The 24,268-nt window shown below is 62.1% G+C and carries 13 protein-coding genes; all 13 read left to right on the top strand.

What is annotated here, in order from left to right:
• The first annotated feature begins 49 nt into the window (after nucleotides 1-49).
• The 13 genes from DXC67_RS03295 (at nucleotide 50) to DXC67_RS03235 (ending at nucleotide 24,251) form a co-directional block, all read left to right on the top strand.
• Complete coding sequence (locus tag DXC67_RS03295) at nucleotides 50-3,202, top strand: PD-(D/E)XK nuclease family protein (RefSeq protein ID WP_117637348.1); 3,153 nt, start codon at nucleotides 50-52, stop codon at nucleotides 3,200-3,202.
• A gap of 3 nt (nucleotides 3,203-3,205) precedes the next feature.
• Complete coding sequence (locus DXC67_RS03290) at nucleotides 3,206-6,823, top strand: UvrD-helicase domain-containing protein (RefSeq protein WP_117637347.1); 3,618 nt, start codon at nucleotides 3,206-3,208, stop codon at nucleotides 6,821-6,823.
• 135 nt (nucleotides 6,824-6,958) lie between these two features.
• Complete coding sequence (locus DXC67_RS03285) at nucleotides 6,959-7,468, top strand: DUF3284 domain-containing protein (RefSeq protein ID WP_117637346.1); 510 nt, start codon at nucleotides 6,959-6,961, stop codon at nucleotides 7,466-7,468.
• 103 nt (nucleotides 7,469-7,571) lie between these two features.
• On the top strand, nucleotides 7,572-8,771 hold the full coding sequence (locus tag DXC67_RS03280; RefSeq protein ID WP_117637345.1) for an MFS transporter: 1,200 nt from the start codon (nucleotides 7,572-7,574) through the stop codon (nucleotides 8,769-8,771).
• 240 nt (nucleotides 8,772-9,011) lie between these two features.
• Nucleotides 9,012-12,815: a DNA polymerase III subunit alpha gene (gene dnaE, locus DXC67_RS03275; RefSeq protein WP_117637344.1), complete on the top strand. Its 3,804-nt coding sequence runs from the start codon at nucleotides 9,012-9,014 to the stop codon at nucleotides 12,813-12,815.
• Between the two features lie 28 nt (nucleotides 12,816-12,843).
• Nucleotides 12,844-16,308: an SNF2-related protein gene (locus DXC67_RS03270; protein ID WP_117637343.1), complete on the top strand. Its 3,465-nt coding sequence runs from the start codon at nucleotides 12,844-12,846 to the stop codon at nucleotides 16,306-16,308.
• Between the two features lie 150 nt (nucleotides 16,309-16,458).
• Nucleotides 16,459-16,821 (top strand): desulfoferrodoxin family protein, encoded by a 363-nt coding sequence (locus DXC67_RS03265; RefSeq protein ID WP_089572163.1) that lies wholly within the window; start codon nucleotides 16,459-16,461, stop codon nucleotides 16,819-16,821.
• 117 nt (nucleotides 16,822-16,938) lie between these two features.
• Nucleotides 16,939-18,924, top strand: a complete 1,986-nt coding sequence (locus tag DXC67_RS03260) for a hypothetical protein (protein WP_117637342.1) — start codon at nucleotides 16,939-16,941, stop codon at nucleotides 18,922-18,924.
• A 137-nt stretch (nucleotides 18,925-19,061) separates the two neighbouring features.
• A complete protein-coding gene (gene ruvC, locus DXC67_RS03255; protein ID WP_117637341.1) occupies nucleotides 19,062-19,583 on the top strand; it encodes a crossover junction endodeoxyribonuclease RuvC in 522 nt (173 codons plus the stop codon).
• Complete coding sequence (gene ruvA, locus DXC67_RS03250) at nucleotides 19,583-20,203, top strand: Holliday junction branch migration protein RuvA (protein ID WP_117564493.1); 621 nt, start codon at nucleotides 19,583-19,585, stop codon at nucleotides 20,201-20,203. The genes ruvC and ruvA overlap by 1 nt, the downstream gene beginning before the upstream one ends.
• Nucleotides 20,203-21,270 carry a Holliday junction branch migration DNA helicase RuvB gene (ruvB, locus tag DXC67_RS03245; protein ID WP_117637340.1) on the top strand — a complete coding sequence of 356 codons (1,068 nt, stop codon included), beginning with the start codon at nucleotides 20,203-20,205 and terminating at the stop codon, nucleotides 21,268-21,270. The genes ruvA and ruvB overlap by 1 nt, the downstream gene beginning before the upstream one ends.
• A gap of 144 nt (nucleotides 21,271-21,414) precedes the next feature.
• Nucleotides 21,415-23,082 carry a formate--tetrahydrofolate ligase gene (locus DXC67_RS03240; RefSeq protein WP_117637339.1) on the top strand — a complete coding sequence of 556 codons (1,668 nt, stop codon included), beginning with the start codon at nucleotides 21,415-21,417 and terminating at the stop codon, nucleotides 23,080-23,082.
• 179 nt (nucleotides 23,083-23,261) lie between these two features.
• A complete protein-coding gene (locus tag DXC67_RS03235) occupies nucleotides 23,262-24,251 on the top strand; it encodes a hypothetical protein (protein WP_117637338.1) in 990 nt (329 codons plus the stop codon).
• Nucleotides 24,252-24,268: the final 17 nt, after the last annotated feature.

The following is a 24,268-nucleotide window of genomic DNA, read 5'->3' as shown; positions in this document are numbered from 1 at the left end:
CGGGTAGGATGGAAGCATTGAATATTGCGAACGGTTTGAGTGGAGGACCATGCCTGTTCGAATCTATACCACCAACGCCGGCGCGGATTTGAGCGATGCCGAGGCGGCGCTGCTTGCCGACCTTATTGCCCGCCACGGGCGTGCCGTGCTGCTGGCGCCAACGTTTGCCGAGCTCGACCTGTGCCGTCATGATGCGGCGGAAGCCGGCGTTTCGCTGGGTATTGACTACAAGACGCCTACATCGTGGCTTCGCTCGCTTTGGGAGCTTTTGGGCGACGGGCGCGGTTTCGTCGACAACCTGCAGCGCCAGATGCTGTTTTCGGACATGGTAGCGCGCCTCGACGACGCCGACCTGCAGCCGCTTTCGCGCAGCCAGGGCACGGTGCGTATGCTCGCGCGTATGGCTCGCGATGTGCTGCCGGGTGTGGCAGGGACAGGCACCGAGCGTTGCTGCGACAACGTTTGCAAGCCCAAGCCCAAAAGCGACGCCGAGGCTCGCGTGTTTGAACTTTTGTGCGCCTATGCGCGCGGTTTGGACCGTCGAGATATGGTCGAGCCCTGCGAGGCGGCTGACATTATGGCCGGCGCTTTGGCCGACAACCTGCCGGGGTGCGCCCGCGCCGTTTGCGTGCGCGGCGTCACGTCATTTACGTATAGCCTGCTCGAGCTGCTGTCCGCCGTGGCAAACAACGGGGGAGAGGTTGTCGTGCTGCTTGCCCGCGAGCAAGCGGCGATGCGCGAGGAGCTTGCCGCGGCATTTGATGTCCGCGGTGTGCTGTTTGAGATCGCGCCGCTGGGGGAGGGCGCCGCCGCGCCCCAGACTGCCTCCAAGTCCGCTGCTCAGCCTGCCTTTATTGAGGTCGCCGGCCCCCATGCCCGTGCCCATGCTTATGCGGACGTCATCGATAAGTTGGTGAAAGCGCACAAGGAGTCCAAGGACGATAAAGTTGCTGCAACACCCGCCGACCCCGTACGCGTGCTCGTTGTTTCTGCCCGGGCACCCCAGCTGTTCGGCGAGCTTGCCGCTCGTTTGGCGGCGCGCCACGTTGCTGCCGAGACGGCCGAGTTCACGGCGTTTTCCCAATCCATTGCGGGCAGGCAGTTCACGGCGCTCGCCAACCTGATCGAGCGTATGAAGGCCGCCGACGAAGGGGCAGCTTCTAAGACTGAGTGGTGGCCCGCTCCGGAGCTTACCGACTGGATTTACAGCCCGCTTTCGGGTGCCGACGCCGCCAGCGCGCGCACGTTCGACAAGAATATGCGACTGTCGCGCAGCAAGACCACTGCGGGCGTCAAGAGCCTGCTGCAGAGCGTGCAGGGCCAGGTGAGGGGCGCGCGTAAAGCGGCGAGCGACGAGAACTGGTTTAAGAACGTGCCGTGCGTGATCTCGGACGTGTTCCAGGCGCTGTGGCGCGACAAACCCGTGACGGCGCTCAAGGCCATGCTTGCCGTTGCCGAGGCACTGCCCGATCGCGCGCTTGGCGGTCTCGACGGTCAGGCCCGTCGCCAGGCGGAGGTGGCCCTGCTGCGCCACGTCATCGACATCCTTATGAATGGCGCCCGTGCGCTCGACGTGTCGCAGGCCGCGACCGTGCCCGTGCTCGATGACATTCGCACCAAGGTGGACAAGCGTAGCGCCGCCTACGATTACGAGACCTACGAGGTTGACCGTGCGCCACGCGCCCAGGTTCGCTTTGCTTCGCTTGCCGATGCGGCGGCCCTGCGCCCCGGCAGCTACGATGCCGTGCTGTTTGCCGACGTCGACCTGGACAGTTATCCGCTCTCACATGAGGAGGGCCCGCTGGCAACGCTGACGGCAGAGTTAGATCGCAGCGGTGTGACGCTTGAGCCTGCGGCCTTGCTGCGCGCACGCTTTGGCCGCGCGATACAAGCGTCGCGTGGTCCGGTTACGCTCGCCCGTGTGACCCACGATCGTCAGGCGCGCGAGTGCTATCCGGCGGCCGTGTGGACCGAGTTGCGGGCGCATGCCGAGGCCGCTAACGATGCTAAGGCCGCTGACGCCGACAAGGCCGCTGACAACGCTAAGGCCGTTGGCGCCGACAAGGCGAAGTGTGTGGGTGAGGGCGATATCGTAAGGGACTTTGATCCCGCGGCAGGCGAAGGTCTTAGGCGCGAGCGCGTGACCTGCGAAGCTCCTCAGCATCTGAGCGATGAAGCCATTCCGTATCTGGTCCTGCGTCGTCGCGATGGCGAGGGCGAGGATGCGCCGCTGGTGCCGCGCCTGACGTCTGCCTCGCAGATCGAGGCCTATTCGACCTGCCCGCTATGCTGGTTCGTCTCGTATCGCGTCAAACCCCAGTCGATCGACGCTGGCTTTGGCAATATGGAGAAGGGCAACTTTGTCCACGACGTGCTGGAACACTTGCATGCCCGTCTGCCCCAGGAGGGCATGGAGCGCGTGACACCCATGAATCTGCCACGCGCGAAGGAGCTGCTGCGCGAGGTCTTTGACGAGACCTTGGCCGAGCATGCGGGCAAGCGCGGTACCGAGGGCCTGCTCGTGCCGCTCTCCCCGGTGGAGGAGCGCCAGGTGGCCGAGATTTTGCCGCAGCTGGAGGGCGTGCTTGCCTACGAGTCCGAGGCGCTCGCGCCCTTCGCGCCGCGCTACCTGGAGTTTGCGTTCAACGAGCTCCAGGTCGAGTATGCCGGTTGGCCGCTTGGCGGGCGCATCGACCGCGTTGATGTGGATGTCGAGAATCGCGCCGTGGTAATCGACTATAAGCATCGTTCGGGTGTCGAGGAGTTTAAGCTCGCCGACCCCACGGTGCGCGACGAGGAGTCGGGCGAGGCCCCCATCGACGACCCGCGCTGGCTGCCGCCCCATACCCAGACACTCATCTACGCGCAGGCCATGCGTCGGGCGCTGGATCTGGATACCCGCGCCGCGCTCTATTTTTCGACCAAGGGCGGCAAGCCCGCGCTGCGCGGTGCGGCGAGCGCCGAGTTGCTTGAGGAAGAGCGCGGCGACGGCCGCATCCCAGGCCTTAAGAAGGGCTTTCCCGGCGAGGGCGGCAACATGGACTTCGATGCACTGCTCGATCGCGTGGAGACCGGCATTGCCGAGCGTCTGCGCGAGCTCGAGGCAGGCAACGTTGCCGCCGTCGACCCGACGTCGGCTCAGGCCGCGCATGCGCGCTGCTCGTATAACCACGAAGGAACGTTTGTAAGGAGGGACGTGTAGACCATGGATCTTTCGACTTTGATGCCGCAACAACTGCAAGTCGTCAAAACGCTCGACCGCCCGCTGTTTGTCTCGGCAGGTGCCGGCTCGGGCAAGACCTTTACCCTCACGCGCCGCATCGTCTATGCGCTCTCGCCCGAATCCGGTCCGTTTGTCGAGCATCTGGATCAGGTGCTCGCCATTACCTTTACCAAAGATGCCGCGGCCGAGATTCGCGACCGCGTGCGTCGCGCGCTTATCGAAGAGGGTATGGACGAGGAGGCCCTGACCGTCGACGACGCTTGGATCTCGACCATTCACGGCATGTGTTCGCGCATCCTGCGCGCGCATGCGTTGGAGCTGGGCATCGACCCCGAGTTCACGGTGCTCACCGATACCGACGAGCTTATGGACCAGGCTGTTGAGCATGTGCTGGCCCGCGCGACGGCGCCCGATGCCGCCCCCGAGCTCGCGGCATCGCTCAAGGCCCTCTACGCCTGGTATCCCATGGCGGGCGAGGGCGGTCCCTTTGGCGCCGGCACGACCGTCAAAGGCCTGGTGCGCGATCTGTTGGAGCTATCGAGCCAGCTGCCGGGCGGCATGGACGATGTGCGCGTGGCACGTGGCCAGGCCGACACCTCGGCACTCGCCGATGCCTATCGCGCGGCGTTGGGTGCGAGCAAGGCCGCGACCGAGAAGGCGCAGACGGCGCTCGATGCCATCGACGCGTTCGAGGCGAGCGGCAAGACCATGGTTGATGCGGCGCGACTCATGATGTCGTGTACCATGCCGCGCGCGAGCAAGGCATTCCCTAAGGAGCAGATTGAGCTGCTCAAGGCCGAGGCCGCCGATGCGTTTATCAATATCGTGCTCGCCTGCGGTGGTCCGGCGCTCGATGCGCTGGTGGGCCTGGCCCGTTCCGTGGAGGCAGAGTATCGCGCGCTGAAGGCTGCCCAGTCCGCCCTCGATAATAACGACCTGCTGCGCATGGCGTATGAGGCGCTGCGCGACTACCCGGCTATTCGAGCGGCCTATGAAGGCCGCTTTAAGATGGTCATGATCGATGAGTTTCAGGATATCGACCAGATGCAGGTCGATTTGATTCGCTATCTGACGGGTGCGGGGGAGCGCGCGCTGTGCACCGTGGGCGATGCGCAGCAGTCCATCTATCGCTTTCGTGGGGCAGAGGTCGAGGTGTTCCGTCGCCAGGAGCGCAAGGTGGGCTCTTCTGCTGCGCCCGAGACCTCCGTCGCATCCGATGCCCCTGCCGGCGAGCTCGTCAAGCTCGTGCGCAACTTCCGCAGCCACGACGAGGTGCTGCGCTATGTGGCACGCGTCTTTGACGGCGATACCGGTGGTTTGATGCAGGGGTTCTTGGATCTTGAGCCGAGTGACGATCGCGAGGACAAGCTCAAGGCAAAGGCTTCGCGCCGCCAGGCGCTACTCGTTGCCGGCGGCAGCACCCAGGAGCGAACGCAGGCGAAAGCTCGTGCGATTGCGGAGCGGTTCCAAGCGCTCGTTAAAGCGGGCCAGCCCCAGGGCGGCATGGTGCTGCTACTGGGCCGCATGACCAATGCCGATGTCTACGCCCAGGCCTTCCGCGACCAGGGGCTCGACTGCGTGATCGCAGGCGGCTCGGTCTTTGCCCAGGCTGCCGAGGTCCAAACGGTGCGTGCCCTGGTGTGCGCGCTTGCTAACCCGGCCGATACGGCGCAGGGTCTTATGCCGCTGCTGGCCTCACCGATGTTTGCGCTCGGCGCTCAGGAATTCTTGGCGCTGGCGACCAAGCTGGACGAGCAGACGGGGGAGACGTCGCGCCGCAACATCGATGCGGGCATCATGAGCGATTTCGATGTGCCCGGCTTGCAGGGCTTGCCGCTCGTGACGCGCGCCCGCGAGGTGCTGCGCTATGCGCTGCGCCGCGTGGGACGTGATTCGTTCGCGGCGATCGCGCGCGACGTGGTCAACGCTTCGGGCTGGTTTGTGCGTCTGGCGCAGCGCGGCCCCGAGGGCAAGGCCATTGCCGCCAACGTGCTCAAGGCGCTCGACGCCGTGGCCGAGGCGGAGGCCGAGTTCGGTAACTCGCCGCGCTCCATCGCGCTTGCCTTCGATCTCTTCCTGGCGGGCAAGGAAGCCCCGGGTGCCCTCAACGAGGAGGGCGACGGCGCGGTACGCATCATGACGGTGCACGCCTCCAAGGGTCTGGAATATCCGGTCGTGGCGGTTGCGGAGTGCTTTGGCGTGCGTAAGTCCTCGGGTGCGGCACAGATGGGTCGCGTCGATGGCGGAGCGCAGGTCGTGGCACTGCCGGCGCGCTTCGACGGCGTTAAGCTCGCCGACGGTACCTTCGTGAAGGGCGACGACGTCAAAAAGCAGTTTGAACACGCGTTTAAGGGCAAGGGCACGTCACTGTGGTTGCCGCCAGAGCTCATGGAGGACGTCTGCGCGACGGGCTCTCCCGCCGAGGCGTTTGCCCGCCTGCGCAACGACGACCTGCAGCTTTCGCTCGAGGAGCGGGCTCGTCTGCTCTATGTCGCCATGACGCGAGCGCGCGAGTTGGTCATTCTGGCGATGGATGCCGGCGTGAGCCGCGGCAAGGTGTGTGCGCCGACCTTCGACGTCGAGACCGATCTGACCTACGACGTGCTGCGCCGCATCCTGCCGACCGACAGTCTGGACATGCCGCAGCTCGATAGCGACCGTTTGGTGTTCGACAACTCCCAGTCGGGCGACTACGAGCTTATCTCGCTGGCGGACTTTACGTTTGGCGAGCAGGCGTTTGAGGCCAACGCTTCGCTGGATGCCGAGGGCAGGCTTGTTCGCGGCGATGTCGATGTCGCTGATAATGTTGCGCACTCAACTGTGCCCGGTCCTGCCGACCCCGAGCCCGATTCGTTTGAGCTCGTGTATCCCCAGGCAGTGGGCGTGCGCATGGGCATCTGCCCGTATCCGATGCGTGATTCGTATAGCTACTCGTCAATCGCCGCGGCGCTCCATGCCGAGGCGGAAGACCGTGCCGCCGAGGCACATGTTCCCATGGACGAGTCCGGCGATGATGCAGAGTCGGATGGCTCGGAGATGGCCGATGCAGACGTGGCTGCTGTCGAGCCTGCCGGCAATCCCATGGCCTTGGGTTCGGCCTTCCACGCCGCCTGCCAGTGGCTCATCGAGATGGGTGCCGATGCATTGCCCGCTGAGCGTGCCGACGCCCTGGCTCGCCTGTGGCACCTGACGCCAGAACAGCGCGAGCGCCTCGATGCCGCTCTGAATCGCTGGCTCAAGTCGTCGGTTCGTGCCGAGCTGCTCGCGTGGCCGTGCATCCGTGCCGAGGTGCCGTTCTTTTCGCTGGGCTGCGAGGATGAGGACATCGCCCGCTACGGTGCCTATGCCGAGGGCGCCATCGACGCTTTGGCGACGAGCCCGGCGGATTCGTCACGTGCGCTGGTCATCGACTACAAGACGGGCGGCACACCGGACGAGACGCCGGAACAGCTGCAGGAGAAGCACGCCCTGCAGGCGCGCGTTTACGCTGATGTTCTGCACAAGGCGGGCTTTGAGGCCGTGACCGTCAAGTTCGTCCGCGTGGAGCAAGTCGACCCCGCCAACCCGTGCGAGCCTCAGGTGGTCACCTACAGCCTCTAGCCCTCAATAACTTGCGGTGGAATACGGACTGTTTTGGCCAAAAAAGCCGCCAAACAGTCCGCATTTCACCGCAACGCATGGGAGAGCCTGGGGCGGTACAATGGCTCGAACGGTTCAAACGAATAAGGAGCCATCATGCAGCTCGCCAAAACGCTTAAGGTGACGCCGGAGGAGCTTTTTGACGCTCTGGCGGGGTCCATCATGCAGGATATCGAGAACGCCACGGGCAAGCGTCCCAGCCGCAACAAGCTCAACGGCTATAAGTACGAGAAGCGCGCCCAGTCCGCAAAAGGCAAGGCCAAGGGCATGGCGATCAAGGTTAAAATCAAGCACTTTGACTACCCGTGTCTCTATGAGGTCCGTTTTCAGTATGCGGCGGGCATCAATACTATGCGCTATGAGGCTGCACCTGCTGGCGATGGTGCCTGCGAGCTCACCTATACCGAGGATTTTCAGGGTGTGGGTGGCAACACGTCTGGCACGCGCGGCAAGCTCGGCCTCTTCTTCTATGAGCGCAAGCTCAAGAGCCACGCCAACCAGACGATTGATCAAATCGTCAAATACATCGAGGGCGAGCGCCGCGTAAAGGCTAATCCCGCCTTCGCCGATGATACTGCCGAAAACGCTTCGGATGTATTCCATTGATACCCTGTGCAAAAGCTTTACCGCTCTTCACATCAACTGTGAACACTTCAGGCTTCGAGTCAGTAGCGAGCGGCCCGACAAAAGTAGTTGATGGAAGTGCCAAATGAATAAGAATGCCACTGCGCAGCTGCACATCTATTCCGCCTTTTTCGTTCTCGCGGGATTTGTTTTAAATCGGGGAGTGTTTCTACTTTTCCTTGCGGATAAAGGAATGTCTGTCACGGAAATCGCGCTTTATCAAGCCCTATTCAACATTGCCACGGTCGTCCTCGAGCTGCCAACAGGGCTGGTAGGCGATTTCTTTGGAAAGAAGTTTTCGATTCAAGTGGGCGTGCTGCTGCTTTTCTTCCATACGGCTGGCATGCTGTTGCTCTCAGGCCCCTTTCTTGTCGTGCTTTCCCTTGTTGAGGCCCTCGCCTACTCCCTTCAATCGGGATCCGAACAAGCACTTTTATATGAAATTGTTCGAAATGCCGACCAAGGAGAACGCTTCCTCACCATCAACGCTCGGCTGCTTGCCGCGCAATCAATCGCTACGGGAACGGCAATCGTACTTGGATCATTCATTGCCCAAGTATCTTGGAGTGCCCTCTACGTATGCGTTTCCGTTTTCTATCTCCTGCAGCTTCTCCTTCTGTATCCCATTGAGAGGATGGAAACGACCCATTCCAAAAACTCTGGGGAGGAAAGGTTTGACGTAGCCAAGATCTTCAGACGCGAAACCTGGTGCATTGGAGAATCCGCTTTTGCGGTGTTGCTTCTTCTAATCGGCACAAGCATGCTCGATGGATTCTATGGGAGTTATTACAACTTGAATCAGTTGGTATTCGACGCATTTGATGCTCCCGTCTCCATAATAGGAATCTTTTTCGGTGCATCCTATGCAGTAAATGCGACGGCCTACATTGCAGCAGATTTCTTCTCATCGCGTTTCGGGAAAAGAAATACCATGCTCGGCTCGATGCTAATCGAGGCCGGTCTTTTCATGATTCTTCCGTGGTTCGCTTCAAATCCGCTGTGTTTGTTTGGCCTTAGCATGGCGCTTTGCTTTCTCCCAGAAGTGGTGTACATCACTTCGGAAAACTTAATCCAAGACGCGATAGCGGACGATCTCCGTGCGACGATCCTTTCCGTCGCGTCTCTGGTAAGGGCTCTCTTTTCTGCAATGTTTTTCTCCATATTTGGATATGTGTTGGGGTTATATCCCATTCAGATAGCGCTCGGTGTTATTGGCGCAATCGCGATAGCAATTACCGCCGTTGTTTCTTTAAAAATGGTAGGAATACATGTCTCCAAGAATTGATATATCGATTGACGAGCTGCCCGAAGCGTCGAGCCTTCTTGATGGACATGACTATTCGTCACAAATCATTCAGCGTATCGCCGGGGTTCCAGTAATACTCGATATATCTGGATGCCCTCATTCCCCTTTTTGAAGGTCCCAAATTGACTACCCGTGTTGGTTTGGCTAGGTTCGGGTGCTATCCGCGCCGTGCGGTAAAATCGTTCAGTCAGAACACGAACCCGCATCGGAGCTCATCACATGGCATTCGTCCATCTGCACAACCACACCGTTTTCTCCATGCTCGACGGCGCAACCCGTATCCAGGATATGGTCAATCGCGCCGTAGAGCTGGGCATGCCCGCCGTCGCCATTACCGACCACGGCTACATGTATGGCGTGCCCGACCTGGCGCTGGCCTGCGACGCCGTCAACCACAACACGCCTGAGTACAAAACCTGGAGTCACGACAAGGCCTTTTTGGAAAAGGATCGCCGCGACGAGCTGGTGGAGCCCGATCCCGAGGAAAACCCGCGCGAGCATGCCCAGTATGTGAAGGACATGGCCATGTGGGACGAGAAGGGCAACATCGACGAGCTCAAGCCGCCTCTGGTCATCAAGCCCATCTTTGGCTGCGAGGTCTACTTTACGCCGGACGAGACCCTTGCTCGCGACCATAAGCCCGAGCTCTACCACATGATCCTTCTGGCCAAGGACCAGGAGGGCTACGTCAACCTGATGCAGACGGTCTCCGAGGCAGCCGTGCAGGGCTTTTACTACAAGCCCCGCGTGACGCTCGACAACCTGCGCCGCCACGCCAAGGGCATGATCTGCACCAGCGCCTGCATCGCGGGCATCATTCCCAAATACATCGACCGCGGTGACATGGAGGGCGCCATCAAGTGGGCCGAGACCTTCCGTGATACCTTTGACCCCGGCGACTTTTATATCGAGATCCAGGAACACGGCATCACCACCGACAACGGCCTGACCGATGAGCAGATGGACCGCACGCTCATCGACATCGCCAAGCAGGTAGGCGTCAAGGTCATCGCCACCAACGACTTCCACTACCTGCGCCGCGAGGACGCTCCCGTGCAGGACGTCATCATGTGCATTGGCATGAACGCCAAGGTCGACGATCCCAACCGCATGCGCATGACCGGCTCGGAGTTTTACATGAAGACCGAGGAGGAAATGCGGGCGATGTTTCCGTATTGCCCCGAGGCCTGCGACAACACGCTCGAGATCGCCGACAAGTGCTACGTGGAGCTGGACTGGGACTCCATCATCCTGCCGCGCTTCCCGTTGCTCGATCCCGGCGAGACGCACGAGAGCCAGTTCCGCCGCGAGTGCGAGAAGGGCCTGCGCCAACACTATGGCGACGACTGGGCCACGCGCGAGATCGGTGGCGTCAACATCAAAGAGCGCTTTGAGTACGAATACAAGGTCATCTGCGACAAGGGCTTTGCCGCCTACTTTTTGATCGTCGCTGAGTACGTGCAATGGGCCAAGGACAACGGCATTGGCGTCGGCCCCGGCCGTGGCTCGGCTGCCGGCGCTATCGTCGCCTACGCCATGAACATCACCGCGTTCGATCCGCTCGAGAACGGCCTGATGTTCGAGAGGTTCCTGTCCCCGCAGCGTACCGAGATGCCCGATATCGATATGGACTTCGACGATGAGCGGCGCCTCGAGGTCGTGGAGCACGTTCGCCAGCTCTACGGCCCCGAGAAGGTCACCCACGTCATCACCTACTCGACCATTAAGGCCAAGCAGGCCATCAACGACGCCGCTCGCGTCCTGGACTACCCGGTCTACATGGGCCAGCGTCTGTCCAAGATGGTCTCGAGCGACCCCAAGGTCAAGCTCAAGCAGGTGCTCGAAAAGCAACCCGGCAAAGAGGACCTGTTTAACCCCGATTTTGCCGAGGCATATAAAAAGGACGACGACGCCCGCCGCATCATCGACACGGCGCTCTCAATCGAGGGCCTCACCCGTGGCGAGGGCGTGCACGCGTGCGCCGTTCTGATCTGCCGCGACCCCGTCAACGAGCACGTGCCCACCAAGCTCGACACCAAGGGCGGCGTCGAGATTACCCAGTACGAGGGCCATACCGTTGCCGACATGGGCCTGCTCAAGATGGACTTCTTGGGCCTGCGCACGCTGACTGTTATCTCCAAGGCCAAGGCAAACATCAAAAAGAACTTCGGCATCGACATCAAAGAGGAAGAGATTCCTTTTGACGACCCCGAGATCTTTAAGCTCATGGGTTCCGGCCACACCGCCGGCGTCTTCCAGGTCGAGTCCGCAGGCATGACGGCCACGATCAAGAACATGAAGCCCACCGAGTACAAGCACGTCGTAGCATTGATCGCCCTGTACCGCCCGGGCCCGCTGGGCGCCGGCATGGTTTCGTCCTACATCAACCGTATGAACGGCAAGGAGCCGGCGGTCTCCTACGACGACCGCCTGGACGACATCCTGGGCGAAACCTACGGCACCATGGTCTACCAGGAGCAGGTTATGCTCATCTCCGTCGAGATGTGCGGCTTCTCCAAGGGCGAATCGGACTCGCGTATCCGTAAGCCCGTGGCTAAGAAGAAAATCAAGCTGCTCACGTCGACGGTGCTCCACTGGGAGGATGGCTCCGACGAGACCACCTACGACCACTGGATGAACGGCGCCATCAAGAACAACTATACGCGCGAGGTCGCCCAGAAGATTTGGGACGATGTTCTCGAGTTCGCGTCCTACGCCTTCAACAAGTCGCACTCCGCCGGCTACGCCATTCTGGTTATGCAGACGGCGTGGCTCAAGGCGCACTATCCGCACGAGTACATGGCGGCCGTTCTGACGTCCTATACGGGCAAGACCGACAAGATCGTGCACTACGTCTCGGCATGCCGTCACGACGGCATCCCCGTGCTGTCGCCAGATGTCAACGAGTCCGGTACCGAGTTCACGGCTACCAAGGAGGGCGTGCGCTTTGGTCTGGCCGGCATCCGCGGCGTGGGCACCGGCGTGGCGCAGGCGATTATCGCCGAGCGCGAGGCGGGCGGCCCGTTTAAGACGCTGCACGACTTTGTCGAGCGCGTGGACTCGAGCCAGGCCAACCGCCGCGTGATCGAATCGCTCATCAAGGCAGGCGCCTTCGACTCCACGGGGTATCCGCGTCGCCAGATGATGCACTTTGTGGACAAGAACAACCCCGAGAACATCATCGATGCCGCGGTAAAGCGCCAGAAGGATCGCGCGAGCGGGCAGACGTCGTTCTTCGATATGTTTGGCGACGTTGAGGGCTCGGGCTTTGAGGTGAGCGTGCCCGATCCGGATGGCCAGGAATGGGACCGCCACCTCAAGTTGAGTCAGGAGAAGGAGGTTCTGGGCATCTATGTCTCGGACCACCCGCTGCGCCCGTTTGAGTATGCACTAGCCAAGGCGCGTGACTTCTCGTTCTCGCAGATCGACACCGGCTACGAAGTTCAGAATCCTACGGGCGGCACCATCAACCAGGAAATTCCCGAGGGCAAGGCGCTGTGGTGGGCCGGCATGGTCTCGAGCGTGTCCAAGCGCGTGACCAAAAACGGTGACCCCATGGGCATCGTGCAGCTCGAGGACATGGAAGGCGAGGCCACCGTCGTCGTGTTCCCCAAGACCTACAAGGAGGCCGAGGGGTACCTGTACGGCGAGGTCGATCCCGAGACCGGCGCGCAGCTGTCCGATGCCTTTGTGCGCATTAAGGGCAAGCTCGAGCGCTCGGACCGCGGCGACCAGATCATCGCGCAGGAGATCGTGCCGCTCGAGCTTAACGAGGAGAACAACAAGCCCAAGGTGTTTGAGGTCATGGTGCCCAACAGCCGCTTTAGCCAGGGCAATATGGCGCGTCTTGCCACGGTGCTTACCGCCAACCCGGGCGGCGACCGCGTGGAGATCTTTATCGAGCAGGTGGACGGGCGCGTGCTACGTGCCGAGGTGCCGGCCAAGGTCAACGCGCGCTCGATTCCGCTGCTGGCCGAGGCAAAGGCGATTGTGGGTAACCAGGGTCGCGTGACGGTTATCTAAGCTACCCCGGGTGAGATTGGAGGAAGTGATGGCGCAGGGGACGTTTGTGCAGGCGCTTCGCAAAGAGGCGGCGTTGAGCGGCACCTTTATGAAGGGCCGCTCGCTCATGCTCAACGGCGCCGTGCTGTCGATTGAGGACAGCGGCTCGCGCTTCTCCAAAAACGTGACGGTTGAGGGCTCGGTGCGCGGTTCGCGCGGCGACCTGTACAAGACGCACGTGGCGCTCGATATGGACGAGCACGAGGTTATCGACTACGACTGCGACTGCCCCGCCGCATACCGCTATCCCGGTATGTGCAAGCACGCCATCGCCACAGCGCTGGCGTACCTGGACACCAGCGGCATTGAGCCTGTTGAGGGGCTGCGCATGCCGGTTCGCACGTTTACGGCGCAGCCGAAACAGCCCGCGCGCGCCGCGTCCGCCGCGCCGGCCGTCAACCCCAACTTTCCCTTCCCGGCGCCCGTCCCCACGAGCCCGAGCCTTGTGGCGGCGCTTTCCGATCTTTCGGACGCGCGCATGGATGAGCTGGCGAGCATGCGCCGCAAACTTGCCGGTGCCGTTGATCCCGACGCCCCCAAAGCGGCGTTGGAGCCCTCGTTGGTGCCGTACTACAATCCGCTGTTCGCTGACCGCTTTAGCTGGGCGCTCGAGTTCCGCATTCGCTGTGGATCGGTCTCCTACGTGGTCAAGGACATCGACGGCATGGCCGATGCCTACGTGCGCGGCGGCACGTTCTCCTATGGCAAGAAGCTCACGTTTGTCCATTCACCTGAGGCCTTTGACGAAACATCGACAAAGCTGCTCAACCTTGTTGTGACGACAGTTGCCTATCTCGATGACATCACAAGCTCGCGTTCGGCGTCGTACGACTTTGCCCGCAGCGGTTTTGTTGCCGAGCGTCAGTTGCCGCTGTCCGAGCATAGCATCGTATATGTGCTGGACCTGCTGCGCGGCCAGACCATCTCCTTTGAGCCCGCCTGGTCGCGGGGGACGACGACGCGTCGCACCTACGACGTGGCGGTTGAGCTGTCTCCGAAAGGGGAGGACGAGGCGTCCGCTAAGCGCCCACCACTTCTTGCCGCCAAAATCGCGCCGGCGGCTGGTGGTAGCTATGACCTGCGCCTGCCCGCCGATATGTACTGCTTTGCGTCGGGCGATGCCGCCTACTTGGTTGACACGCGCCGCGCGCGCCGTACCGACGCTGCATTTGCTCAGCATGCCGCACCTTTTTTGTCGCGCTTGCTGCCGTGCCGCACGCCCGCCCATATTGCCGCCGAGCAGGTGGGTGAGTTCTGCCGTATGGCGCTGCCCATTTTGCGCGACTATACCGACCTCACCGCGCCCGCCGCGCTCGATACTGTGGCACCCGAGGCGAGCTTTGCCATGGCAATCGGCGTCGACGATGGTCTCGTGACCTGCAAAATTACGGTTACCTACGGCGATTGGTCGGCTGATCTCTTTAGTCTTGGTGCTCCGGGCAGTCCTTTCGAAGAGCAACGCCCCGGCGTTCCGCCCCGCGATACGCTGGCGGAGTTTCGCGTTATGGACACGGCTGCCATGTACTTCGATTTCTACGAGGGCGGCCTGGCGTTTGAGGAGCGCGATGACGAGAGCCTGTTCCACTTGCTGACCGAGGGCCTGTCTGCCCTGTCCGAGCTGGGCGAGGTCATGCTCAGCGACCGTCTGCGCCAGATTTCGGTCCGCCCTGCGCCCAAGCTCTCGGTGCGCGCGACCGTCAAGAGTAACTTGCTCGATGTCGAGCTGGGCGCGAGCGGGCTTTCGGCCGCGGACCTTGCCGTCTATCTCGATTCGTACAAGCGCCACCAGACGTTCGCGCGCCTGACGTCCGGCGACATCGTGCGCCTGGATGAGGGAGCGCGTGCCGCGTTTGGTCTTGCCGAGGACCTAGGCGTCGATGCCGTCGACCTGCTCGACGGCGTGTCGCTTCCCGCGTCGAGTACCCTTTTTGTCGATAGCATGCTCGCACGCACGCCGGCGCTCGAGGCCGATCGCGACGCTGCGTTCCGCCGCACCGTCGAGCGCCTGGACACGCTCGGCAAGATGGACTTTACGGTGCCGGCATCGCTCAAGGCAACGATGCGCGGCTACCAGGTCGACGGATACCAGTGGCTCGGCTCGCTCGAACACCTGGGCCTTGGCGGCATCTTGGCCGACGACATGGGCCTGGGCAAAACGCTCCAGATGATCGCGCATATCCTGGCGCGCGTGGAGGCGGGGGACACCAAGCCCACGCTCGTGGTATGCCCGGCCTCACTCGTGTACAACTGGACTGCCGAGCTGGAGCGCTTTGCCCCGTCGCTCGATGTGTGCGCCATTGTGGGCGCCAAGGCTCAACGTCGTGTACAGATTGCCGGCGTGGCCGAGCATAACGTGGTCGTAACGTCGTATGACCTTATGCGGCGCGATATCGACGAGTACGTCGAGCAGGATTTTGCCCGCGTGGTGCTCGATGAGGCACAGTACATTAAAAATCCGCTCACGCAGGTGGCGCGCGCTGCCAAGCGCCTGCCTGCCGGCGTGCGCTTTGCCCTGACGGGCACGCCCATCGAAAACCGCCTGTCCGAGCTCTGGAGCATCTTCGACTTTTTGATGCCGGGCCTTTTGGGGACGCGCGAGTCGTTTGCCAAGCGCTTTGAGAGCTCCGTCGAGCATGCCGAGGGCGATAGCGCCGCTCGCCTGCAGGCGCTCGTGTCGCCGTTTGTGCTGCGCCGTGTTAAGGAAGACGTGGTGGCCGACCTGCCCGAGAAGATCGAGGACACCGTCATGGCACAGCTTACCGGCGAACAACGCAAGCTCTACCTGGCCAACCAGGACCGCATCGCCCAGCAGGTGCAGCACCGCGAGGCTGGGGAGTTTAAGAAGGACAAGCTCAAGGTGCTCGCCGAGCTCACCAAGCTGCGCCAGATCTGCTGCGACCCACGTCTACACTACGAGGATTACAAGGCGGGGAGCGCAAAGCTCGATACGTGTATGGAGCTCGTGCACGGCGCACTCGACGGCGGGCATCGCATCCTGTTGTTCAGCCAGTTTACGGGTATGCTCGATATCATCGGTAAGCGCTTGGCCAAGGAGGACATCGCCTTCCTTAAGCTCACGGGCGCTTCGTCCAAGGAGAGCCGCGCCAAGATGGTCGCGCAGTTCCAAGCGGGCGAGGTCCCGGTCTTTTTGATTTCGCTCAAGGCGGGCGGCGTGGGCCTTAACCTGACGGCGGCCGACGTGGTCATCCACTACGACCCGTGGTGGAACGTGGCGGCGCAGGACCAAGCGACCGACCGCGCGCATCGTATTGGCCAGCAACATACCGTGACCGTGTACAAGCTCATCGCCAAGGACACGATCGAGGAGCGCATCATGCAGATGCAGGAGTCCAAGCGCGACCTGGTCAACAGCGTGCTCGGCGGCGACGGCATCTCGTCGGCGCTGTTTACCCGCGAAGATGTTCTGGCGCTGCTGGGCGGCGACGGGCGCTAACCCGCTCGGGTGGGGCCGCCAGGGCGGATAGCGCACGCTGCCCCATCGTCCCCGCCCGTTATGTGTTCATTTGCAATGCCGTGGATGGTTTGTCTGCCTTTGGGCATAAGAACCATCAAGAACATTGGCACGTCAGCAAAGGAGAACATCATGGCGAAATTCTTTAAGGACCCCGACGGTAAGCTCATTGCCGCCCTTGGCAACGACGTTGCAACCCCTGCCGGTTGCACGGAACTGACCGCAAACACTGAGGACGCGGCGCACGAGAAGCACGTGCCTGTTGTCGAGACCGAGCGCGACGGTCACGTGATTCGCGCACGCGTTGGCTCGGTCGAGCACCCCAGCCTGCCCGAGCACTATATTGAGTGGATCGCCCTTGAGGCCGAGGGCCGCTTAGAGGTCCATTACCTTGAGCCCGGCATGAAGCCCGCGACGTTTTTCGCGGGCGGCTCCAAGACCGGTACCGTCTATGCCTATTGCAACCTGCACGGGCTGTGGTCCGCGACGTTCTAGGAGCGCGCCCCCGCTCGGGGTATCATAGCTAGCATATGCACATGCGAGCGCCGGCTGCATTATGCGGCCGGCGCTTTTACTACGACAACGATGGTTTACGACGGAAAGGGCTGAGCCATGAAGCTCGCGCTTGCACAGATCGATATGCGCCTGGGTGATATTGAGGGCATTTGCGGCCGCATCGAGGACCAGGCTCGTCTGGCCCACGAGCGCGGGGCGCGCGTGCTGTGCGTTCCGGCTCCGCTCTTTATGGGCGCCATGCCCGGGGGCCTGGTGGGCACTGCCGACTTTGAGCACGACATGCTTGCCGGCTTGACTGGTGTCGCCGAGCGTATCCAGGAGCTTGACATGATCTGCATCGTGCCCGCGGCGGTTTCGTTTGAGGGCCAGCCGCTGCTCGACTACATGATGCTCAAGGACGGTCATGTGGTGCCGGCGCGTTCGAGCATTGCCCTGCAGCGTGGCGAGAACAACGACACGCGTTGGGCGCCGCCGGTGTTCGACGTGGACGGCGTGCGCATCGCCGTGATTTTTGACTTGGACCGCGAACTCGAGATGTTGCCGACCGGTGTTGACCTCATTGCGTATTTCCAATTCAATGCGTTTGACATGACCGACCGCGAGACTGCCGCCATTGCCGCCGTTCGCAGCGGCGCCTACCGCAAGATCGCATCCAAGCGCAGTGTGTGGTTTGCCTGTATGGCGCCGGTCGGTGCCTATGACGAGTCGGTGTATACCGGCGGTTCGTTTGTGCTCGACGACTGCGGTCGCGTGGTGGCCCAAGCGCCGTGTTTTGAGGAGAGCCTGCTGGTTCAGGAGATTCAGCGCGGCGTGATGCTCGATGCCCTGGAAGATCACGAACTGCCCGAGTTCCGTTCCGAGGAGTGGCTGTGGCAGGCGCTGGTGCTCGCCGTGCGCGACAACGCCCGGGCCCACGGTGCGTCGCGCGCCGTGGTGGCACTCGAGGGCGACTTGCCGTCGTCCCTGCTGGCGGCGCTGGCCGTCGACGCTCTGGGCCCACGTAATGTGATTGGCCTGGTGCTGGGGCGCAACCGCATCTTTACGCCGGCGCAGGAGGAGGCCGAGGCTGCTCGCTGTGCCGCCGTTCGCGCCATTGCCGAGCGCCTGCATATTCGCACGGTTGAGCGCGATGCGCCGGATGCCGCGCGCGTGCTCGACCGCGATGTGTCGGCGGGCGACGCCGAGCGCCTGCGCTCTCGCACGCTGGGCCTCATGCTGGAGGACACGGCGCTCGAGTTGGGTGCGATGGCGCTGAGCCCGCTGTCCAAAACCGAGTACGCACTGGCGGCGCCGGCGCTTTGCGGCGGCTACCAGGGCGATTATGCGCCCTTTGGCGATGTGTATCTGTCGACGCTTGAGTTTGTGGCGCGCGTGCGCAACCGCACGTCTGCCGTGGTGCCCCAAGAGCTCGTGACGCTCAACGCGGTGGAAGATTGTATGGAGCGAGTGCTGGCGCAGGCGCTCTCGACGCTCGACGGTCCGGTCGATATGCTCGACCGCGCGGCACAGCTGCTCGGCGGGGTCGAGCCGGGTGAGATCGATGGCGCGCTTGAGGCGCACGTGGACCGCAATCGATCTTTCGACGACATCCCGATGGCCGCTGGCAAGCCTGAGGCCTGCTCGCTGCTGCTGATGCTCGTTCGACAGGGTGAGGCTGCCCGCCGCATGTTGCCGACGGCGCCGATCGTTTCGTCCCGTTCGTTTGCCGAGCGCTCCTGGCCGTACATGCTCGCGTGGTCCGACCTGGGGCTTAACGGCAAGGAGCGTATGACGGTCGATTCGCTGGCGCGCGCCGAGGTGCGCCGTTTTGCTGACGAGGATACTAGTGAGCGCGTGCGAAACGAGATGATGGGCGTGCTGGGCGAGCTACTGGGTATTTCGCCCGAACAAATGGAGGAGTTGCGCTCTGAAGACGGTCAGCGTCGTTTACACGAGGGAATGAAAAAGTTCGAGGGCGAGGTTCAGGACGCCATCGATAAGATGATGGGCGGCCAGGGTGGCCCGCAGGGTGGGCCCCAGGGTGGCCCGATGCCGCATCCGCCGGTTGATCCCCGACAGTTCCCATTCTTCTCGCAGAACTAAACTGGGGATGGGATTCGCTCTCAACCCCGATACTTCAACTAAGCATCTTGACCCCGTTGTGTTATTCTAGAACAGACGTTCGTGAGTAGTGCGCGGGGCCTTGCCTTGCGCTTGGTAAAAGACGAGGGGAGGTTGGCTTGGTTATTTTAGGCATTGACCCCGGTTTGGCTCATACGGGTTGGGGGATTATCGAGGAGCGGCGTGGCGAGGTTCGCTGCCGTGCCTATGGCTGCATCGAGACCAGCGCGGGTAGTCCGCTCGCGGTGCGCCTGTCGCATATCGCCCGCGACCTCAAGGGTGTCGTGGAGCGCTATCGACCCGATACCGCTGCTATCGAGAGCATTTACTTTGGCGCCAACGTTCGCTCGGCCATCCCTACGGCGCATGCCCGCGGCGCCGCGCTCGTGGCGCTTTCGGAATGCGCGCTCGAGATTGGCGAGTATACGCCTATGCAGATTAAGCAGGCTGTTGTGGGCACCGGCGCTGCGGACAAACGGCAGGTCGCGTATATGGTTCGTATGCTCACGCAGCTCGATCACGACCCGCATCCCGACCATGCCGCCGATGCCCTGGCCTGCGCCATCTGCCACGTTAACCTCAGCCGCACCCGCGCCCTCACCGGCGGCGAGTTCTATCAACAGAGAGGAACCGGATACTGATGATTTCCCAGCTCCATGGAACGCTTGTCGAGGCCACGATGAGCTCGGCCGTCGTCGACGTGTCGGGCGTTGGCTTTGAACTCGGCATCTCGGGCAGCACTGCGGCCACGTTGCCGACGCCCGGCGGCGAGGTCCGCCTCTACACGCGTATGCAGGTGCGCGAGGACGCCATGACACTTTTCGGTTTTTCCTCAAAGGATGAGCGCACGATGTTCGATCGGCTCGTGTCCGTCTCGGGTGTCGGTCCGCGCCTGGCGCTTGCCGTGCTCTCCACCTATACCGTGGGACAGCTGTATTCCCTGGTGATGGCCGAGGACGACAAGGGCATGGCCAAGGTGCCCGGCGTGGGCAAAAAGACCGCCCAGCGCCTCATCTTGGAGCTCAAGAGCACCTTTGCCAAGGACAAGGGCTTTGTGCCGGTCGATGCGATCCCCGGTCAGGTTGCGATGCCCGTGCCCGCTGCCGCTCCCTCGGCCATCGATGACGCCCGTGCGGCGCTCCTTTCCATGGGCTTTAGCCCGCAGGAGACCGATGTTGCCCTGAGCGGGTATGATGGGCAGGATATGCGTGTCGAGGATTTGCTCGGCGCGGCGCTTAAGCGACTCGGAATGGATGCGTGATGTGGGAAGCCGATGACTCTCAGGACCTGTGGGCGACGCCCGGCAACTCGCCGGCGGCATCCATGGCGCACGGCGAGCGCATGGTGGGCTCGGAGCTGACGGCCGAGGACCTCGATGTCGATCGCACTTTGCGCCCCCAGCGCCTGGACGATTACTGCGGCCAGGAGCATATCAAGCAGAGCCTGCGCGTGTTGATCGAAGCGGCGCAGAGCCGTGGCGAGACGCTCGACCACGTGATCTTCTCGGGCCCTCCGGGTCTGGGCAAGACCACGCTGGCTACGGTTATCGCCAACGAGCTGGGCGCTCAGATCAAGACCACGAGTGGCCCCGCCATCGCGCGCACGGGCGACCTGGCGGCCATCCTTACTAACTTGCAGCCGGGTGATGTGCTGTTTATCGACGAGATCCACCGCCTCAACCGTTCGGTCGAGGAAGTCCTGTACCCCGCGATGGAGGACTTTGCCCTCGATATCGTGATTGGCAAGGGTCCGGCGGCGCGCTCGATTCGCCTGGATATCCCCAAGTTTACGCTGGTAGCAGCAACGACCCGCTCAGGCATGTTGACCGGCCCGTTGCGCGACCGCTTTGGCATTTCATATCGCCTGGATTACTACACGGTCGAGGAACTCGCGCAGATTGTGACGCGCTCGGCGACTATCCTGAGCGTGACGATCGACCATCCCAGTGCACTCGAGATCGGCTCGCGTTCGCGCGGCACGCCACGTCTTGCCAACCGCCTGCTCAAGCGCGTGCGCGATTACGCACAGGTGCGCGGCAACGGCCCCATCGAGCTCGATATCTGTCGCCAGGCGCTCGAGTTCTTCGAGATCGACGAGCTCGGTCTGGACTGGATGGATATTCGCATTTTGGAGACGCTCGCTAAGACGTTCTCCGGTCGTGCCGTGGGACTTACGACCCTTGCCAGCGCGGTGGGCGAGGACCCGGGCACGCTCGAGGATGTCCATGAGCCGTATCTGCTGCAGTGCGGGTTGATGATTCGCACGCCCCAGGGCCGCCAGGCAACGCTTCGCACCTTTGAGCACTTGGGGATTGAACCTACCGTTTAGGGCGCTTTGTTTTGGCGGGTTGTTAAGCTATCGCTGAGCATTGGATAAACATATCGCCATTCATCGGTTACGGGTGTTTTACTATTGCGCGCCCGTGCTATGCTGAATTGGTCTTTTTCTCATTCGGTAACGAAAGGACCGCCCATGCCTACTGACATCGAAATCGCACGTTCTGTCACGCCGCTGCCTATTACCGAGGTGGCCAAGAACGCCGGCGTCGACGTTAAGCACCTGATTCCGTACGGCTTCGACAAGGCTAAGGTCGATTATTCCCTGCTCAACGAGCCGACTGATCACCAGGCCAAGCTCGTCCTCGTGACCGCTATCAACCCAACGCCTGCGGGCGAGGGCAAGACCACCACGACCATCGGTCTGGCCGACGGCCTGCGCCGTCGCGGCGTCAAGAGCGCCGTGGCCCTGCGCGAGCCTTCGCTTGGCCCCGTCTTTGGCGTTAAGGGCGGTGCTGCCGGCGGCGGCTGGGCTCAGGTCATCCCCATGGAGGATATCAACCTGCACTTTACCGGTGACTTCCATGCCATCGGTGCTGCCAACAACCTGCTGGCCGCCATGCTCGACAACCACATTCAGCAGGGCAACCAGCTCGGTATTGACGTTAAGCGCATCACTTGGAAGCGCGTCGTCGATATGAACGACCGTCAGCTGCGCCACGTCATCGACGGCATTGGCGGTAAGGCCCAGGGCGTGCCGCGCGAGGACGGCTTCGATATCACCGTCGCCTCCGAGGTCATGGCAATCCTGTGCCTGTCTACGAGCATTAACGACCTCAAGGAGCGCCTGGGCGAGATCGTCGTCGGCTACAGCTTTGCCGGCGAGCCCGTCCGTGCCCGCGACCTTAAGGCCCAGGGTGCCATGGCCGCGTTGCTTAAGGACGCGCTCAAGCCCAACTTGGTGCAAACGCTCGAGGGCACGCCCGCGTTTGTCCACGGCGGTCCCTTCGCCAACATTGCCCACGGCTGCAACTCTATCATGGCCACGCGTATGGCGATGCGCTTTGGCGATGTCGCCATTACCGAGGCCGGCTTCGGTGCCGATCTGGGTGCCGAGAAGTTCCTCGACATCAAGTGCCGCATGACGGGCGTTCGCCCCAGCGCCGTCGTGGTCGTCGCGACCGCTCGTGCGCTGAAGTACAACGGTGGCGTCGCCAAGGCCGACCTCAACGAGGAGAACCTCGAGGCACTCAAGGCCGGCATGCCCAACCTGCTGCGTCACGTCGACAACATCCAGAACGTTTATGGTCTGCCCTGCGTAGTCGCCATCAACCGCTTCCCGACGGACACCGAGGCCGAGCTTGCGCTCATCGAGTCCGAGTGCCAGAAGCTCGGCGTCAACGTTAAGCTTTCCGAGGTCTGGGCCAAGGGCGGCGAGGGCGCGCTCGAGCTTGCCGATGAGGTCATGCGTCTGATTGAGCAGCCGAGCGAGCTCAAGTTTGCCTATGAGGACGGCGCCGATGTGGCCGACGCTCTTGAGGCCATTGCCACCAAGGTCTACCGCGCCGACGGCGTCGACTTTACGCCGGCCGCCAAGCGCCAGCTCGCCGAGCTGCGCGAGAACGGCTTTGGCAACCTGCCGGTGTGCGTGGCCAAGACGCAGTACAGCTTTAGCGACAACGCCAAGGCCCTGGGCGCTCCCGAGAACTTCCGCATCACGGTGCGCGAGCTCAAGGTTTCCGCCGGTGCCCACTTTGTGGTCGCATTGACTGGCAGTGTTCTGACCATGCCGGGCTTGCCCAAGGTCCCCGCGGCTGAGAACATCGACGTCGACAGCGACGGCAACATCACCGGCCTGTTCTAAGCCTGTTGCCCCTAGCTGCCTGCCCGCCCCGCCGTGCCCCCAAGGCCCGGCGGGGCTTTTTTATCCTTAGGCCCGCGCATGTCTTGTAGATACCGACGGGCTCTGCCCATCATAGGCTTTTGCGCGGGTAGAATGCATGGATAACTTGATGCTCACGCGCGACGGAAAGGAATCGTTGCATGGATCAGGACAAGACAACCGTGATGGGCGGCTACGGTTCCGCGCAGGCTGGCGATAGCGCCGATGCGACCCGCGTTGTTCCCAACCTCGGTTATACCGACCCCGCCGCGACGCAGCCTTCTGCCGAGCCCACCCGGGTTATGGGCTATGGCGACACGGCGCAGGATTCTTACGCTACATCTTCGCAAGGCCCCTATGGCAACGCAGCTCCGGATCCGTTTGATTACGCGCCGCAGGATTCTTATGCTGCCTCGACGCCGAATCCCTATGACAACCTGCCGCAGAATCCCATTCCGCAGCCTCAGCAGACGACGTATATGCCTCGCACGGCGCAGCCTCGCTACGAGTCGCGCGAGCCGTATCGCGAGTACTCCAAGTCGATTCCGCAATATGGCGAGGACGAGGAGAAGAAGCCGTCGCGTTCGTCGAGCGTGATCAAGAAGATCCTCATCGTACTGGCGATCTTCTTTGCGCTGTCGGTTGTGTTTGCCATCGTGTCGGGCATGCTTAACAAGCGAGGGAGTTCAACGGCCGATGCCACTGTTGAGCAAACCGAGTCCGCCTCGTCTAGCACCGTCGATCTGAGCGATATCCCGGGGCAGTACTGGTCCAACGCCAAGAAGCTCCTTAAGTCGCGCGGCGCCGATCTTTCGAATGCCGTGGTCCTGACTGATGATGGCTCAACGCCCGTCGTCGATGCCAACTGGATCGTTACTTCTGCTTACTATAACGACAGCGGCAACCTCGAAATTCAGCTCACGCACAAGAACAGCTCGGGCAACTCGTCCGACGGCCAAAGCGGTACCGACGGCTCGAGCTCCAATACGCTGGAGGACTTGAGCAACAAGGCACAGGAGCTTGGGGATAAGGCCCAAGAGCTGGGTGATACGGCTCAGAACCTGGGCGACACCGCTCAGAACTTGGGCGACATGGCGACGGATGCCTGGAACGCCCTACAAAACGGCATCTCGGGCGCGCAGGGAAACTAGCGGACGAGCGGAGCGGG

Source organism: Collinsella sp. TF07-1 (genome assembly GCF_003437235.1).
Classification (GTDB): Bacteria; Actinomycetota; Coriobacteriia; order Coriobacteriales; family Coriobacteriaceae; genus Collinsella.
The sequence above is the reverse complement of the archived record's forward strand: the minus strand, read 5'-3'. Positions and strand labels throughout refer to the sequence as shown.

Excerpts from the sequence above, each read along its gene's own strand:
- ruvB (WP_117637340.1), top strand. The coding sequence starts at position 20,203 with ATGTGGGAAGCCGATGACTCTCAGGACCTGTGGGCGACGCCCGGCAAC.
- DXC67_RS03295 (WP_117637348.1), top strand. The coding sequence starts at position 50 with ATGCCTGTTCGAATCTATACCACCAACGCCGGCGCGGATTTGAGCGAT.
- DXC67_RS03285 (WP_117637346.1), top strand. The coding sequence starts at position 6,959 with ATGCAGCTCGCCAAAACGCTTAAGGTGACGCCGGAGGAGCTTTTTGAC.
- DXC67_RS03235 (WP_117637338.1), top strand. The coding sequence starts at position 23,262 with ATGGATCAGGACAAGACAACCGTGATGGGCGGCTACGGTTCCGCGCAG.
- DXC67_RS03265 (WP_089572163.1), top strand. The coding sequence starts at position 16,459 with ATGGCGAAATTCTTTAAGGACCCCGACGGTAAGCTCATTGCCGCCCTT.
- DXC67_RS03280 (WP_117637345.1), top strand. The coding sequence starts at position 7,572 with ATGAATAAGAATGCCACTGCGCAGCTGCACATCTATTCCGCCTTTTTC.
- ruvA (WP_117564493.1), top strand. The coding sequence starts at position 19,583 with ATGATTTCCCAGCTCCATGGAACGCTTGTCGAGGCCACGATGAGCTCG.
- DXC67_RS03290 (WP_117637347.1), top strand. The coding sequence starts at position 3,206 with ATGGATCTTTCGACTTTGATGCCGCAACAACTGCAAGTCGTCAAAACG.
- dnaE (WP_117637344.1), top strand. The coding sequence starts at position 9,012 with ATGGCATTCGTCCATCTGCACAACCACACCGTTTTCTCCATGCTCGAC.
- DXC67_RS03240 (WP_117637339.1), top strand. The coding sequence starts at position 21,415 with ATGCCTACTGACATCGAAATCGCACGTTCTGTCACGCCGCTGCCTATT.
- DXC67_RS03270 (WP_117637343.1), top strand. The coding sequence starts at position 12,844 with ATGGCGCAGGGGACGTTTGTGCAGGCGCTTCGCAAAGAGGCGGCGTTG.
- DXC67_RS03260 (WP_117637342.1), top strand. The coding sequence starts at position 16,939 with ATGAAGCTCGCGCTTGCACAGATCGATATGCGCCTGGGTGATATTGAG.